Here is a 14,529-nt window from a genome sequence, read left to right as displayed (position 1 = left end):
CCGATCCAGTCCGACCACTCGGAAGCCCACACGTACGCCGCCAGAAGCACCCAGAGAGCCGTGAGGGCGAGGTGAAGACGGTGCGTCCACACAAGTCCCGTGTCGTCGACCTGCCGATACCTCTTGCTAGGCGCCGTGACCATCCTCTGAACCCCCTGTCGTGCATTCCCGCCCCTGCGACAAGGCTACTCAGACTCGACGCCGCTGAGGGGTTCCTGGGGACAGAACTCAGGCCAGGTAGATCTTCCTCAACGTCTCCGTCACCGTCCAGCGCGTGCGCTGGCCGGCCACGAGCCGCACCACGTCACCGGGACCGACCTCAAGCGATTCGCCTTCAGGCTCGACCATGTCGATGCGCGCGGCCCCGGAGAGCACCACGAAGACCTCGTCGATCTCCACGTCGGTGCTGACGCCCGGGGTGTGCTCCCACACCCCAACTTCGAGCCCCTCGAACGCCGCGAGAGCGACAGAGCCGGCCCGCGGCGCCCCGGCCTCGACCTGTGCATGCGGCAGCGCCTCCAGGGGCACCGGCAGCGAGGCCGCGCGGATCACGCCGCCCGGCTCCAGCGTCGTCACGAGTCGAAGCCCAGGCCGAAGCGGTCGAGGGTGCGCAGCAGGATGTTGCGCCGTCCCTCGCGGTGGTCGGCCTGGTTGAGCGACCACTGGGTCATGCCGATGCCGATCGCCGCGACGGGCTCGGGCGGGAACGGCAGCGGCCGCTCCTTCACCATCTGGAGCCGCGTGCGCTCGGTGTCCTCGCCCGCGAGCAGGTCGAGCATCACGTTCGCGGCGAAGCGCGTCGCCCCGACACCCAGCCCGGTGAAGCCCGCCGTGTAGGCAACCTTCCCCTTGCGCGCGGTGCCGAAGTACGCGCAGTAGCGGGTGCACGTGTCGATCGCTCCGGCCCAGCGGTGCGAGATTCGGATGCCTTCGAGCTGCGGGAAGGTGGTGAGCAGGTGGCTCATCAACTTCGCGTAGGACTCGGGACGGTCCTCGTACGCCCCCTTGACCTTGCGGCCGGGGTGGTAGATCGCGTCGTACCCGCCGAAGAGGATCCGGTTGTCCGCGGTGAGCCGGTAGTAGTGGAACTGGTTGCCCATGTCGGCGATGCCGTAGCGGCCGTCCCAGCCGATCGAGGCGAGCTGCTCGGGCGTGAGCGGCTCGGTCATGAGCGAGTAGTCGTAGACGGGCACCGTCATGAGCGAGTTGCGCTTGAGCAGCGACGGGAAGACGTTCGTGGCGAGCACGGTCTTCGCCGCGTGCACCTCTCCCCTGCCGGTGCGCACGCCGTTGTCGGTCAGCTCGGTGACGGCGGACCGCTCGTGGATGACGACGCCCAGCTCGACTGCCACGCGGGCCAGCTCGAGCGCGAGCTTGCCGGGGTGCACCATCGCGCAGCCTTCGGTGTCCAGCTCGCCGCCCAGATAGGTGGGCGAGTCGACCAGGGCGCGGACGCCGTCGGCGTCGAGCGAGCCTTCCTCGAGCCACTCCACCTGGTGCGGCTCGACGGCGACGCTCAGCTGCCCGGTGCGCTCGAAGTCGACGTCCATGCCGTACTTCGCGACGGTCGCCTCGATCTCGTCGAGGTTCTCGAGGCCGAGCTCGTCGAGCCTGTCGATCTCGTCGGGCCAGCGGCTCTCGCCGTTCTCGCGGCCGTGCGTGAGGCTGGCCTCGCAGAAGCCGCCGTTGCGGCCGGACGCCGCCCAGCCGATCAGCTCGCCCTCCAGCAGGACGACGCGCGTCTCAGGGTTGCGCTCCTTGGCGAGCACAGCGGTCCACAGGCCGGCGTAGCCGCCGCCGACGATGACCAGGTCGGCCACCTCGAGTCCTGACAGGGGCGGGTGCTCGGGGCGTTCGACGCCGTCGAGCCAGAAGGGAGCAAGGCGGGAGCCGCTGAGGGCCTCCCGCACCACCGCGGGGTCGGCGGGTTCGCGTTCGAAGACAGTGGTGCGGGAGGCCTCGGCAGTCATCAGGCGTCGGCCTCCGTGAGCGCAGCGGCGAGCGAGTCGAACGCGGCGATGTAGGCGTCGACCGACTCGTCGGAGTGGACGACGGACATGGTCCACTCCTCCTCGCGGCCCGGGGTCATGAAGATGCCGTGGTTCATGTTCCACAGCCATGCGAGCTCGCACAGGTCGACGTCCTGCGCCTCCTTGAAGGTCTCGTAGTCCACGATCTTCTCGGTGGCGAAGGTGACGCACCCCTTGGAGCCGATGCCGACGGCGTAGCCGGGCAGGTCGTACTTGTCGATCACGGCCTGGCAGCCGTTGACGATGCGGTCGTTGAGCTCGGCGAGGCGGTCGTAGGCGGCCGGGGTGAGCACGTCGAGCAGCGAGGCCCGGGCGGCGGCCATGGTGAGCGGGTTCCCGTTGTAGGTGCCCACCTGGTAGACGGTGCCGTCCTCGACGATCGCCATGACCTCCTCGGTGCCGCCGATCGCGCCGGACGGCAGACCACCGCCGAGCGCCTTGGCGAGCGTCACCATATCGGGGGTGACGCCGAACTTCTCGGTGGCGCCTCCGGGGGCGATGGTGAGGCCGGTCTTGACCTCGTCGAAGATGAGGACGATGCCGTGCTTCTTGGTGATCTCGCGGACGGCCTCGAGGTAGCCAGGCTCGGGAAGCACGACGCCCAGGTTCATCATCGCGGCCTCCATGATGACGCAGGCGGGCTTGCGCCCCTCGGCGTCGAGGCGCTCGATGCGGCGCTCCATGGCGCCGGCGTCATTAAAGGGCACGGCGATGGTCATGTCGACGGTCGCCTGCGGGATGCCTGCGCCGTAGGCGAGCGACTCGAGGTTCTCGCGGTCGCCGATCTTGTCGTACTCCACGCCGATCGACACCATGACGGTGTCGTGGTGACCGTGGTAGCTGCCGAAGATCTTCATCACGGTGTCGCGGCCGGTGAAGGCGCGGGCGATGCGGATCGCATCCATGGTGGACTCGGAGCCCGAGTTCGTGAAGCGCCACTTGGGCAGACCCCAGCGGCGGGCGAGCTCGTCGGCGACGACGATCGAGTCCTCGGTGGCGGCAGCGAAGTGCGTGCCGAGCGGGTAGCGCTTCGCGAGCGCGTCGCCGATGGCCGGGTGGGCGTGCCCCTGGACCATCGAGCCGAAGCCATTGTGGAAGTCGTAGTACTCGTTGCCGTCCACGTCGACGATCCGGTCGCCGGAGCCGGACTCGATGTAAATGGGCCAGGGGTCGCGCCCCTGATAGCTGGAGGCGACACCGCCCGAGAGGTGCTCGGACGCCTGCCCGAACATCTCCTTGGACTTGGTGGTGCGCTCGTTGAGCATCGCGGTCTGCTCTTCGATGAGCGTCGCGATGCGGGTGCGGTCAAGCGTGATTGCCATGGCTACTCCACCCGACCGGCCTGGCGACGGGCGTATGCGTGGCATGAAGACGGTCGTCGGCCTGGCACGATCCGTCGAGCAAGAGTCCCGCAGGACTCGCGTCGGGGCACGCACTGCTTGGGTCCGACGATAGCAAGCGAATCCGCAGAGAATCGGCCATGTCACAAGGAATTAACACGTGAGGGCGTTCCACGACTGCGGAAACCATGGCTGGCGGCCATATGAGAAGAGGCGCCCCGGAGGGCGCCTCTGGCTCACATCACGTTGATGCCGCGCTTCGCGAACTGCTGCTTCACGCGCTCGATCAGCTCCTTGCTCGGCGGTTGCGTGTCCTCGAGCAGGTACGGCTCGCCGGACAGCTCCCACTTCTCGCGACCGAGCTGATGGAACGGGAGGACCTCGAGCCGCTCGACGTTGCCGAGCGTCGCGACGAAGTCGGCGACGGCGTCGACGTTCTCCACCGCGTCCGTGAGTCCGGGGACCAGGACGAAGCGGATCCACACCTTCTTCTCCAGCGCGTCCAGACGCCGGGCGAAGTCGAGCGTGGGCTGAAGCGGGCGACCGGTGACCCGCTTGTACGTCTCCGGGATGCCCGACTTGATGTCGAGCAGCACGAGGTCCACGTAGTTGAGGTCGTCGTCCGTGAGACGCGAACCCAGCAGTCCCGCGGTGTCCAGCGCCGTGTGGATGTCCAGATCCTTGCAGCGGCGGAACACGTTCATGACGAACTTGGACTGCAGCAGCGGCTCACCGCCGGAGATGGTGAGCCCTCCCCCGGTGACCTTCATGACGGTCGCGTACCGGGTGACGCGCTCCATCACCTCGTCCACCGTGTGCCGCACGCCATCACGCATGCGCCATGTGTCGGGGTTCTGGCAGTACTGGCAGCGCATGCCGCAGCCCGCCATGAACAGCGTCATGCGGGTGCCGGGGCCGTCCGCGCCGGTGACCAGATCCCACGAGTGGACGGAGCCGGTGAGGGGTGACGCGAGCTTCTCGCTGTCCTCCAGCTCCTTGTCCGCGATCTCCATGGGAGGGGACGTGAGGAGCTGTACGGGGACGGGCTCGTCAGGCATGGTGGGGATCTCCTCGCCTTGTCGAAGTTGTCTGGAGAAAGGGCGACGCCCCGCCCACCGAGGGGCGGGGCGTCGCTCCTGATTCTGTCTTACAGGCCCGCGTGGAACGTACGGGAGAGGACGTCCATCTGCTGCTCACGCGTCAGGCGGACGAAGTTCACCGCGTAGCCGCTCACACGGATGGTGAGCTGCGGGTAGTTCTCCGGGTGCTCCATGGCGTCCTCGAGCGTCTCGCGGTTGAGCACGTTGACGTTCATGTGGAAGCCGGAGGACACGGTGTAGGCGTCCAGCACGCCGACCAGGTTCTTGATCTGCTCGGACTTGTCACGACCGAGGCCCGAGGGGACCACGGAGGTGGTGAGCGAGATGCCGTCCTGAGCGTCGTCGTAGGGCAGCTTCGCGACGGAGAGGGCCGACGCCATGATGCCGTGGTTGTCGCGGCCGTTCATGGGGTTGGCACCCGGGGCGAAGGGCTCGCCGGCGCGGCGACCGTCGGGCGTGTTGCCCGTCGCCTTGCCGTAGACCACGTTCGAGGTGATCGTCAGCACCGACTGGGTGTGCTTGGCGTTGCGGTAGGTGGGCTGCTTGCGCACCTTCTCCATGAAGCGGTGCACCAGGTCCACCGCGATGTCGTCCGCACGGTCGTCGTCGTTGCCGTAGGCCGGGTACTCGCCCTCGGTCTTGTAGTCGACCACGAGGCCGGTCTCGTCGCGAACCGGCGTGACCTTGGCGTACTTGATGGCGGCGAGCGAGTCGGTCGCGACCGAGAGGCCGGCGATGCCGCAGGCCATGGTGCGCAGGATCTCGCGGTCGTGAAGCGCCATCTCGATGCGCTCGTACGCGTACTTGTCGTGCATGTAGTGGATGCAGTTCAGCGCGTCCACGTACGTCTCGGCCAGCCAGTCCATGAAGACGTCGAACTTCGCCATCACGTCGTCGAAGTCGAGCACGTCGCCCTCGACCGCCGGGGTGACCGGCGAGACCTGCTTGCCGGAGACCTCGTCGCGGCCACCGTTGATCGCGTAGAGGAGGCCCTTGGCCAGGTTGACGCGAGCGCCGAAGAACTGCATCTGCTTGCCGACCTCCATGCCGGACACGCAGCAGGCGATCGCCGCGTCGTCACCGCACTGGTCGCGGAGCAGGTCGTCGGCCTCGTACTGGATCGACGAGGTGTCGATCGAGACCTTGGCGCAGTACTCCTTGAAGCCCTGGGGCAGCTTGTCGCTCCACAGCACCGTGAGGTTCGGCTCGGGGGCCGGGCCGATGTTGTACAGCGTCTGCAGGAAGCGGAACGAGGTGCGCGTCACGAGCGAGCGACCGTCCGTGCCGATGCCGCCGATGGACTCGGTGACCCACGTCGGGTCGCCGGAGAACAGCGAGTCGTACTCGGGGGTGCGGAGGAAGCGGACGATGCGCAGCTTGATCACGAAGTCGTCGATGATCTCCTGCGCCTCGGACTCGTTGAGGGTGCCGTCGGCGATGTCACGCTCGATGAAGATGTCGAGGAAGGTGGAGGTGCGGCCCAGCGACATGGCGGCGCCGTTCTGCTCCTTCACCGCAGCCAGGTAGCCGAAGTACAGCCACTGCACGGCCTCCTTGGCGGTGGTCGCGGGGCCCGAGATGTCGAAGCCGTAGGAGGCCGCCATCTGCTTGAGCTCCTTCAGAGCCTTGATCTGCTCCGAGTTCTCCTCGCGGTCGCGGATGATGTCCTCGGTGGAGCGCTCCATGTCGAGCGACATGCGCTCGACCTTCTTGCCCTCGATCAGGGCGTCGACGCCGTAGAGGGCGACGCGGCGGTAGTCACCGATGATGCGGCCGCGACCGTAGGCGTCGGGCAGACCCGTGACGATGTGCGACGAGCGGGCGGCGCGAACGTTCGGGGGGTACGCGTCGAAGACGCCGTCGTTGTGCGTCTTGCGGTACTTGGAGAAGGTCTCCTCAAGCTCCGGAAGGACCGGGTAGCCGTAGGTCTCGAGCTCCTTGACGACCATGCGCCATCCGCCGAACGGCATGATCGCGCGCTTCAGCGGGGCGTCGGTCTGGAGGCCGACGATGACCTCGTTGTCCTGGTCGATGTAGCCGGGCTTGTGCGCGGTGATGGTGGCCGGGGTCTCGTAGTCGACGTCGTAGACGCCCTTCTCGCGCTCCTCCGGGAACATCGCCGACAGCTTCTCCCACACACCCGTGGTGCGCTCCGTCGGGCCGGCGAGGAACGAGTCGTCGCCGTCGTACGGGGTGTAGTTCAGCTGGATGAAGTCACGGACGTTGATCGCGTCGCGCCACGGGCCGGACGTGAAACCACGCCATGCGTGCTCGCGGACGGCGTCGAGGTCAGCGCCGGTGGGGGAAGTGATGGTCATTGGCGGAACTCCTCACGCTCGAGGCCCGGTAAGGCCTCTTCTCTCCCCGGCGGTTCTGGACCCCGTCGAGGCTGCGACCACACGGTCCGGTCGACCGCATGTCCAAAACCAAAATAGAACGGCGTGTTCACTAATTCTCGGGACCTTTGGCCCCGGTTCGTTTCACCACGGTACCTAGGGTCCGGATCCGGCGCCCGACGAGCCCGCTCGCGTACCCCTTCGCCCTGGCAACGCCTCCCCCTCCCCAGGCGTTGCACACATGTCAGCCCGACCCCCACGCGGGCGATGTCACGCCTGCTCGCTACTACAGTGAGGGGGTGCGCCTCACCGGCGCGAGAACTGATGAGGGAGCGAACGGATGACCTGGAGGACTGCGACCGGCGTCGCGGCGACCACCCTGGCGGGAGTGCTCGTGCTGAGCGCCTGCACCGGAGACGGCACCGACACGTCCGCATCCCCCTCGGCCTCGGCCGAGCCCGTGACGATCTCCGTCGCCACAGTCGGAGACATCGGCATCGAGCCGCTCGCCGAGCAGTACATGGCCGACAACCCGAACGTCACCATCGCGGTCGAGCAGCAGTCGTACGCCGACCTGCACGACGGGCTTCAGAGCGCGCTCGTCGCCGGCACCGGCGCCCCGACCATCGCCGTGCTCGACGAGGCGTACATGCCTACCTTCGTGGGCCAGTCGGACGGGTTCGTCAACCTGCTGGACCTGGGCGCCGCCGAGTACGAGTCCACCGTGCTGCCGTGGGCGTGGGCCGAGGCCACGAATGCCAACGGCTCCGGCACCATCGGACTGCCCGCCTCGGTCTCAGGGCTCGCGCTGTGCTACCGCCGCGACCTGCTCGAAGACGCCGGCCTCACCGGTGACCGCGACGCGCTCTCCACCCTCATGGGCGACTCCTGGGAAGGCTTCATCAGCGTCGGCGAGCAGTACACCGGAGAGACGGGCACCGCATTCGTGGACAGCACCACGAGCCTCCTCAACCCGCTGCTCATGCAGGCCGGCGTCAGCTACTACGACACGGACAACGCGCTCGCCATGGACGGCGTCGAGGCCCCGTTCGGCACGGCTGTCGCCGCCGCATCCGCTGGCATCTCCGCGAACGTCGCGCAGTGGACCGACGAGTGGACCGCAGGCCTGTACGACGGCACCTTCGCCACGGTTCTGTGCCCCTCGTGGATGCTCGCCTATGTCGAGCAGAACGCACCCGAGGACTTCTCCGGCCAGTGGGACGTCATGGACATCCCCGGCGAGGGCGGCAACTGGGCGGCGAACTTCTACACGATGCCCGCCCAGTCCGACGAGGCGACGACCGCGGCCGCCTACGAGTTCCTGCAGTGGCTGATGGAGGACGAGCAGCAGCTCGCGCGCTTCCAGTCGGTCGGTGCGCTGCCCGCCACCCCGGCGCTCTACGTGGACGAGGGCATCCAGGCCTTCTCCAACCCGTTCTTCAACAACGCGCCCGTGGGCTCGATCTTCACGAAGACGGCAGAGGACCTCACCGGCTCCATCTACTACGCGCAGAAGAACATCAACGTGCGCACGGCAGTGGAGCTCGTCCTCGCGGACGTCGCGGTGGGCAACACCAGCGCTGACGATGCCTGGTCGGAGGCGGTCGACGCTGCTGAGACCGCCGACGCGTCGTAGGCGATCCCAGCAGCGGGTCTGCAGGGCCTAGCGGCCCCTGCCGCCGCCCCCTCCTCCTCCTGCCTTCGGGCTGAGCGTGATGTCGAGGGTCACCGCGTGGTCGGTCCTCGTCATCGTGTCCGCGTTCCAGTCCTGGACGGCGCCGATCGTGGTGTCGTCGGAGACGGTGAACGTGATCGCGTAGTCGCCTGCCGCGGCGAAGTCGCCCTTCTGACCCCAGTTGAAGCCGTAGACCACGGCTCCCATGGAGTTGATCTCCGCGGACGCGGGGATCGTGAAGGAGGCGGGTGCACTGCCGTCCGTGGGAACGGTCGCGATGGTGAACGTCGCGTCGTGATCCCACACGCGAGGCGTCATGGCGGTGCCGTCGGCGTCGTTGGTGCCGTAGACCGCGAGACGGTCGGGCACGCCCTCCTCCGACAGGTTGTCGATCGTGTAGCCGGTGGCCGCTGCCGCACCGTTGGCGAACAGGCCTACCTCCACACGGATGGTCTTGCCTGCCTTGAGCGCGGTGGTGCCGGTGAGGTTGTCACCCCAGTCGAGCGTCACCTGTGCGCTGCTGGCGACGGCGCATGACGCGCCCCAGGTGGCTGCGGTCTTCTGCAGCCAGTAGCCGGCATTCGGGAGTCCCTCAGCGATGGGGAGCGCTCCGTCCCAGCCGGGTGCGTACGACGTCCAGTCGCAGGGCGCGCGGAGTCCGGGCGCCGTGCTGGGGATGGTCGTACCGTCGGCGGTGACGAAGATGGCCGGGACGGACAGGTTGTTGCCTGTCTCGACTCCGGTGGGCGGTCCGCCCTTGGCGAGGGCGGGTGTCGCGAGCATCGCTGCGATGAGCGCTGCTCCGACTATCGGTACTGCTAACTTGCGCATCGTTCCTCTCCTCCCCGGAGGGTGGTGAGGCGCGCGGGGTGCGTGCCGCACCACCGGCGATCCTGCGTCTTCGCAGGCTCGTCTACTCCTATCCCACACCCGCCGCAGACCCCACGTGAGGTGGGTGACCTGTCATGACGCGCGGGCCGAGGACTCGGCGGTGAGGGTGATCCCGTCGGTGAACGGAAGCAGGGCGGAGACGCCGAACAGAGGGTCGACGGTGACCTGCACTTGGACGACGGCGGTGGCGCCGTCGGGCGTGGCCACCAGCACTGCTTGGGCACCTTCGAGGCCGTGCCGATCGCTCGCGTCGCCAAGGTGATCCGCAACCGTCGCCTGCATCCTTTGCTCGCCGAGCAGCACGGTGCCGTCATCCAGGTCTGCGATGTCGCCTCGGTAGTACGCGTCGAGGTCGAGCGAGTCGGCGGCATCGAGGGCGAGCTCGTCGGCGAGGTGCAGAAGGCGCACGCGCGTGAGCTGTACGGCAGTCGCGGAGGCGATCACCAGGATCAGCGAGAGCAGCAGGACAAGCAGGCCTAGCGAGAGGAGGGTGACGTTGCCGGCCTCATCGTCCGCACTCACACCAGGAAGCCGTCGCAGGGTCATCGTCCGTCTCCGAGGGAGTCGACGGGCATGGTCGACTCGGACGAGATCGTGACGGCGAGCCCGGCATCCGACACGAAGCCGGGAACTCCGGGGAGCGGCACGCGGATGGTCACGCGCGCGGTGACATCCGATCCGGGCGTGAAGCACGGGTTCGCAGAGCAGGAGGTGGCGAGATCGGCCTGGGTCGGATCGACGGCGAAGTCCGCGAGCGCGACCGAGAGGGCAGCCTCCGCGCGGGCCTGGGCGGCTGCACCCGCGTCGCCGTCGGTGGCGCCGTTCTCGAGCGCCTCAACTCCGACGAGCACGGATGCCCTGGCCGCGTCCCGGGCGGCACCTTCGGCGGCGTACGCCGCCGCCTGCACCAGTCCCAGGGTGATGACCAGATAGATCAGAGGCACGATCAGTACCAGCGAGATCGCGAGGAACTCGACCATCGCGCCGCCCGTGTCGTCCCAGCCCCAACGAGTGTCGAAGCCCGCTTCCTCACCCACTGCTCGGCTCCTGCAGGGCCGTGCCGCGAACCGTGGACTCGGCGGGGCCCCAGAGCCCGAGCACGGGTACGGGCGCCGTCAAGGTGACCTCGACGGCGGGCATGCCTGCGATGGTCGCGTCTGCAGCGGCGGCGCTCACCTCGAGCCCGCCGAGCGACTCGTGGGCGAGCGACTCGGCACGCGCGGCGCCGTCGGCGAGTTCACGGTCGCCGCGGGCGGCGAGCCGCGCTCCCTCTGCGGCCGACTCGATGAGGGTGTTACGGACGTGCACAGCGAGCGCGACCTGGAGGACGCCGAGCGCGAGCACCACGACGAGGATCATCGTCATCAGCTGTTCGACGATGACGCTGCCCGTATCACTACGGAGGTCACGCACCGGTGACGGAGTTGATCGCGTCGGTGAACAGGCCCGTGAGGGCTGGGCCGGCGACAGCCCAGATGGCCGCCACGAGCCCTGCCGTCATGAGCGTGATGAGGACCCAGCCGGGCACGTCTCCACGGTCGTCGAGGTCTCGCATGCGTTGCCCAAGCGCGTTCCAGGCCTTGGTGAGTGTGGTCATGCCTTCTCCTTCACAGTTCGAGCCTCAGCGCGGCCAGCCCAGGGAAGGCGGCGAAGAGGACTGTCACGGGGAGGATGAGGAAGATGACGGGGACCATCATGAGGATCTCTCGCCGCCCTCCGTCCTCCATCAGTTCCTGCTGCCCTGCGGCACGCACGTCGCCCGCCTGCGCTCTGAGGACCCCGGCGAGCGGTGTGCCGCGCTCGATGGCGGTGGCGACGGCCTCCGCAAAGCGCTCGACCGCCGGCACTCCGGTGGAGTCGCTGAGCTGACGGAGCGATTCGGGGAGCGGTGTGCCTGCCTTGGCGCGGGCCAGCACCTCGAGGATCTCCTCCGCCATGGGCCCGGAGGCGATCCTGCTGACCCTCTCGAGCGCGCCGAGCGCGCCCTCTCCTGCCGAGACCGAGAGCGCGAGCAGCTCGGCGATCGCGGGGAGCTCGGCGGTGAGTCGACGCTCTCGAACGGTGATCGCGCGGGAGAGCATCCGATCTCCGAGGAGCACCCCCGACGCAGCGCACGCGAGGGTGAGGACCAGGAGCGCAGGCATCGGTGAACCTCGGGTCGCGGCGAGCGCGAGCGACACCGCGATCCCCGCCGCGAGACCAAGCGCTCCGGCGACGACCTGGGAGGCGCGGTACTGGTCGGCGGTGCCCGCGCGCCCTGCTCGTGCGAGACGGCGCTCGATCTCAAGGGTGGAGCTCCCCCACCGTTCGAGCGCCCGGATCGCGTCCGCCACGATCGGCTCCAGGATCCGTGGGGCTGCGAACTGCGGACCTGAGACGAGGTCGTCGGCTCGACCTTGCTGCCCGAGCGACAGCGCGGGGTCGAGACGCTGAAGCAAGCTGGGCGTCCGCGAACGCCACCACGAGTGAACGAGCAGCACACCAGCGCCGAGGGTGACGCCGAGCAGGATCGCGGTCATCGCATCACCCGCTGCTCCTGGGGCAGGCGACCGATCCGCATCATCAGCCGATACGCGACGATCGTCGCAGCGCCACCGGCCACCAGAACGGTGACGCCCCGCGCGGAGTCATAGGCGGCGGCGTTCTGCGGCTGCATAGATAGGACGAGTAGGACCACCCACGGAGCCGCACTCGCCAGGCGGGCTGCGTTGACCGTCCAGCTCTGTCGCGCCTCCAGCTCGCCGCGAGTGCGGGAGTCCTCGCGCAGGAGCTCGCTCAGGGTGCGCAGCAGCGAACCGACATCACTGCCACCGACCTCCCTGGTGAGCCGCAGCGCCTCGACGATGCGGTCGGCGACGGGGTCGGCGAGCCGCTCCTTCAGAGCATCGAGGCAGTCCCCGAACCTGCCTGAGGCGCGATAGTCCCGGCCGAAGGCGGCGCACGGCGCGCGCAGCGGTTCCGGCCCGCGCTCGCCGAGCTGGCTGAGCGCTTCGGGCAGCGCCATCCCTGCACGGATGCCGGATGCCAGGTGGTCGACGGCTTCGGGCCAGACCTCCCGCATCATCGCGCGACGGGACCGGGACCGCGCGCGCACGAGCGCGACAGGCGCACGTGCGGCCAGCACAGCGAAGCAGGCGGCGATCACTGCGGATCCTGTCATCGCCCATGTCACCACCATGGCCATCAGTCCCGTTCCCGCGGCAGTCCACAGGAGCCCTCCTGGACCGACGCCCCTCACACCCGACTGCACGAGGTCATCGGACAGGCGCGAGGACCACCGGGAAGCAGCCCTTGCGGACCGCGGCTCCACCACCCAGGTCGACCACCAGACAAGGAAGAGTCCTGCCCCGAGCGACAGACCGAGCACCGTGCCCATCAGCCGCCACCTGGGTGGCGCGAGAGGCCAAGGCCACCGAGTCCAGCGAGCCGTTCCGCGTGCGGAGGTTCGCCGCTTCCCCTCACGAGCTCGCCGTCGACGCGGTGGAACAGGTCGGAGGTCTCGATGATCCCCGCCTCGACCCGACCGGGCACCCCGACGATCTCAACGACTTGGCGACGTCCGCGGGCGTCGCGATCGAGGTGGACCACCAGGTCGATCGCCGAGGCGACCGTCGGCACGACGAAGGCCGCCGTGACGTTGTCCCCCGCGAGAAGCGGCAGCGTGCACATCTTGGTGATCGCGTCTCGCGCGGAGTTCGCGTGAAGCGTGCACATGCCAGGCACTCCCGCGTTCAAGGCGATCAGCATGTCGAGCGACTCGGCCTCGCGCACCTCGCCGATGATCAACCGGTCGGGCCTCATGCGCAGCGCCTCCTTCACGAGGCGTCGGAGGGCGATCTCCCCTGTCCCCTCAAGCGACGGCTGCCGACACTGAAGACCGACCACGTCGCGCAAGGGAAGCGACAGTTCGAACACTTCTTCGCAGGTGACGACGCGCTCGCGGGCCGGGACGGAGCCCGCGAGCGCGTTGAGGGCCGTGGTCTTGCCTGCCTGGGTGGCGCCAGAGACCAGGATGTTGAGCCCTGCATTGACCGCGGCGGCAAGGAACCGCGCGGCGGCGGGCGTGAGCGAGCCGAGAGCGACCAGGTCGTCGGGATGGCTGGCGCGAGCGATGTACTTGCGGATGTTCACCGACCAGTGGAGGCGAGTGACATCCGGAATGACCACATGCAGGCGCTCTCCGCCAGGAAGCGATGCGTCGACGAATGGGCTCGACAGGTCAAGGCGGCGGCCCGACACCTTGAGCATCTGCTCGACCAGGTCGCGCACCTGTGCGGCGGACAAGATCGTGGTGGTGAGCTCGGCGACTCCGCGGCGTGCGACGAACACGCTGGTCGGCGAGTTGATCCAGATCTCTTCCACCTCTGGATCGTCGAGGTACTGCTGCAACGGCCCGAGACCGGCGACGTTCGCGAGCACGGCCCGGGTCGCCCACTCGGGATCCTCAACTGACGGCACGACGCCCTGAAGCGCGCGCTCCTCCCACGCCGCGAGCGCCTCATCAACCAAGGCGCGCACGCCCTCACGATCACGCAACGGGTCGACGCCACGCGAACGAATCTGTGCGCGCACCTCGCTCTCAAGCTGCGCGACCGCTTCCGCCCCCATGAACGGACAAACTAGGCAAATGAGACACCACGCGTCAGGGGCTGCCAGGCATCTGTGGACAACTGCCCGACAATCTCACGCTGTGGATGGCGGATACCGCGTCGGGCCGCATTGACAAGGATTCACTCAAGGATGCCCGCCGAGCGCTGCGACGACAGTACGTCCCGCAGCGCGAGCGCCTGCCTACCAGTGCCTCAGGTCTGACCCCAGTCCCCCGGCTCCCCCTGCAGCACGCTCGGCGGGGTCTCAGGCGGCTCGCTGTCCTCGACCGGCTCCTGCTCGAGGTCGGCCTCGAACTCGTACTCGGCGATCTCTTCCTCGGAGGCGCCGAGGTTTCGCAACTGCTGTGTCCGGTCCTGGACATACTGCTCGAGCGACTCGGAGGGGTGCGTCACTCTCTACTCCTTCACCTGAGAGTTCTCTGAGATGGCGAGCCCGCTTCTGGTCTGCATCTCTACGCACCGTCCCGGCACGGGAAGAGCAGCTCGCTCACGAGCCAACCCACGCGAGAAGCATCGCAGTCATGTGCGGCTTCGCGGAAGGCATGAC

Annotated in this window: 15 protein-coding genes; 1 reads left to right on the top strand and 14 read right to left on the bottom strand. The window is 68.3% G+C overall.

Annotated elements, in window-relative coordinates; translation table 11 throughout:
- Positions 1-228: 228 nt before the first annotated feature.
- The 5 genes from QQX04_RS07720 to pflB form a co-directional block, all read right to left on the bottom strand.
- Positions 229-576 carry a cupin domain-containing protein gene (locus QQX04_RS07720; protein WP_301127868.1) on the bottom strand — a complete coding sequence of 116 codons (348 nt, stop codon included), beginning with the start codon at positions 574-576 and terminating at the stop codon, positions 229-231.
- The gene (locus QQX04_RS07715) at positions 573-1,970 is read right to left on the bottom strand and encodes an NAD(P)/FAD-dependent oxidoreductase (protein WP_301127866.1); all 1,398 of its coding nucleotides are present in this window, start codon (positions 1,968-1,970) and stop codon (positions 573-575) included. The genes QQX04_RS07720 and QQX04_RS07715 overlap by 4 nt, the downstream gene beginning before the upstream one ends.
- Positions 1,970-3,352, bottom strand: coding sequence for an aspartate aminotransferase family protein (locus QQX04_RS07710; protein WP_301127864.1), 1,383 nt, complete (start codon positions 3,350-3,352; stop codon positions 1,970-1,972). Before QQX04_RS07710 ends, QQX04_RS07715 begins: the two co-directional genes overlap by 1 nt.
- Positions 3,353-3,606: 254 nt before the next feature.
- Positions 3,607-4,428 carry a pyruvate formate-lyase-activating protein gene (gene pflA, locus QQX04_RS07705; RefSeq protein WP_301127862.1) on the bottom strand — a complete coding sequence of 274 codons (822 nt, stop codon included), beginning with the start codon at positions 4,426-4,428 and terminating at the stop codon, positions 3,607-3,609.
- A gap of 89 nt (positions 4,429-4,517) precedes the next feature.
- On the bottom strand, positions 4,518-6,788 hold the full coding sequence (gene pflB, locus QQX04_RS07700) for a formate C-acetyltransferase (protein ID WP_301127860.1): 2,271 nt from the start codon (positions 6,786-6,788) through the stop codon (positions 4,518-4,520).
- A 358-nt stretch (positions 6,789-7,146) separates the two neighbouring features.
- On the opposite strand from pflB, the gene QQX04_RS07695 reads away from it, so the two are divergent.
- A complete protein-coding gene (locus QQX04_RS07695) occupies positions 7,147-8,442 on the top strand; it encodes an ABC transporter substrate-binding protein (protein ID WP_301127858.1) in 1,296 nt (431 codons plus the stop codon).
- Between the two features lie 27 nt (positions 8,443-8,469).
- On the opposite strand, the gene QQX04_RS07690 is transcribed toward QQX04_RS07695, so the two are convergent.
- The 9 genes from QQX04_RS07690 to QQX04_RS07650 form a co-directional block, all read right to left on the bottom strand.
- On the bottom strand, positions 8,470-9,312 hold the full coding sequence (locus tag QQX04_RS07690) for a hypothetical protein (RefSeq protein ID WP_301127856.1): 843 nt from the start codon (positions 9,310-9,312) through the stop codon (positions 8,470-8,472).
- A gap of 132 nt (positions 9,313-9,444) precedes the next feature.
- Complete coding sequence (locus QQX04_RS07685; RefSeq protein ID WP_301127854.1) at positions 9,445-9,918, bottom strand: pilus assembly protein TadG-related protein; 474 nt, start codon at positions 9,916-9,918, stop codon at positions 9,445-9,447.
- Positions 9,915-10,409, bottom strand: a complete 495-nt coding sequence (locus QQX04_RS07680) for a pilus assembly protein (RefSeq protein WP_301127852.1) — start codon at positions 10,407-10,409, stop codon at positions 9,915-9,917. Before QQX04_RS07680 ends, QQX04_RS07685 begins: the two co-directional genes overlap by 4 nt.
- Positions 10,402-10,785: a TadE/TadG family type IV pilus assembly protein gene (locus QQX04_RS07675; protein WP_301127850.1), complete on the bottom strand. Its 384-nt coding sequence runs from the start codon at positions 10,783-10,785 to the stop codon at positions 10,402-10,404. Before QQX04_RS07675 ends, QQX04_RS07680 begins: the two co-directional genes overlap by 8 nt.
- A complete protein-coding gene (locus QQX04_RS07670; RefSeq protein ID WP_301127848.1) occupies positions 10,778-10,969 on the bottom strand; it encodes a hypothetical protein in 192 nt (63 codons plus the stop codon). Before QQX04_RS07670 ends, QQX04_RS07675 begins: the two co-directional genes overlap by 8 nt.
- A 10-nt stretch (positions 10,970-10,979) precedes the next feature.
- Positions 10,980-11,891 (bottom strand): type II secretion system F family protein, encoded by a 912-nt coding sequence (locus QQX04_RS07665; RefSeq protein WP_301127846.1) that lies wholly within the window; start codon positions 11,889-11,891, stop codon positions 10,980-10,982.
- Complete coding sequence (locus QQX04_RS07660) at positions 11,888-12,748, bottom strand: type II secretion system F family protein (RefSeq protein ID WP_301127844.1); 861 nt, start codon at positions 12,746-12,748, stop codon at positions 11,888-11,890. The genes QQX04_RS07665 and QQX04_RS07660 overlap by 4 nt, the downstream gene beginning before the upstream one ends.
- Positions 12,748-13,980, bottom strand: a complete 1,233-nt coding sequence (locus QQX04_RS07655; RefSeq protein WP_301127842.1) for a TadA family conjugal transfer-associated ATPase — start codon at positions 13,978-13,980, stop codon at positions 12,748-12,750. The genes QQX04_RS07660 and QQX04_RS07655 overlap by 1 nt, the downstream gene beginning before the upstream one ends.
- Positions 13,981-14,174: 194 nt before the next feature.
- The gene (locus tag QQX04_RS07650) at positions 14,175-14,375 is read right to left on the bottom strand and encodes a hypothetical protein (protein ID WP_301127841.1); all 201 of its coding nucleotides are present in this window, start codon (positions 14,373-14,375) and stop codon (positions 14,175-14,177) included.
- Positions 14,376-14,529: the final 154 nt, after the last annotated feature.

This window comes from Demequina zhanjiangensis, from assembly GCF_030418315.1.
Lineage (GTDB): Bacteria > Actinomycetota > Actinomycetes > Actinomycetales > Demequinaceae > Demequina > Demequina zhanjiangensis.
The sequence above is the reverse complement of the archived record's forward strand: the minus strand, read 5'-3'. Positions and strand labels throughout refer to the sequence as shown.